At 56.8% G+C, this 874-nt stretch carries 1 rRNA gene; it reads right to left on the reverse strand.

The window, feature by feature from the left end:
- A 23S ribosomal RNA gene (locus tag QR78_RS27180) occupies positions 1–686 on the reverse strand; the annotation flags it as partial.
- Positions 687–874: the final 188 nt, after the last annotated feature.

Raw genomic sequence — 874 nt, forward strand, 5'->3', positions numbered from 1 at the left:
TTCAGACTCGCTTTCGCTGCGCCTTCGCCTACCGGCTTAAGCTTGCTCGTAACTCTAAGTCGCTGACCCATTATACAAAAGGTACGCAGTCACCCAGAACGAATCTTGGGCTCCCACTGTTTGTAAGCATCCGGTTTCAGGAACTGTTTCACTCCCCTCGTCGGGGTGCTTTTCACCTTTCCCTCACGGTACTGGTTCGCTATCGGTCGCTGAGGAGTACTTAGGCTTGGAGGGTGGTCCCCCCATCTTCAGACAGGATTTCACGTGTCCCGCCTTACTCGTGTCCTGGCATTGGCTTGTCCCGTACGGGGCTGTCACCCATTGCGCCGGCCATTCCAGGCCGTTCCGGTAAGCGTCATGCCAGGCGCTGGCCTGGTCCGCGTTCGCTCGCCACTACTGACGGAGTCTCGTTGATGTCCTTTCCTCCGGGTACTGAGATGTTTCAGTTCCCCGGGTTCGCTTCAAACCCCTATGGATTCAGGATTTGATACCTTCGTAAACCATCGTAGCGCAGATCCACAGTTGCCCATGAACCCACGATACGGTGGCTGAAGGTGGGTTTCCCCATTCGGAGATCCTCGGATCAAAGCTCGTTCGCAGCTCCCCAAGGCTTATCGCAGCGTACCACGTCCTTCATCGCCTCTCAGCGCCAAGGCATCCACCAGATGCTCTTAAGGCACTTGATCGCTCTCATGATCGGTGTCCGGTGGTGAGCGAAAGCCTTTTGAGCTTCGTCACCACCATCCACGGTCACGATAAAGACCGGCAGCCACCACTTTCGCAGTGACTGCCTTATGCTTGCCGAACGCACCCCGGCCGGCCGCTTTCGCAACGGCCAGGGCACATTCCCTCTTCACGATGTCAGATATCCGCA

Origin of the sequence: Methylobacterium indicum (genome assembly GCF_001043895.1) — a bacterium.
GTDB classification, from domain to species: domain Bacteria; phylum Pseudomonadota; class Alphaproteobacteria; order Rhizobiales; family Beijerinckiaceae; genus Methylobacterium; species Methylobacterium indicum.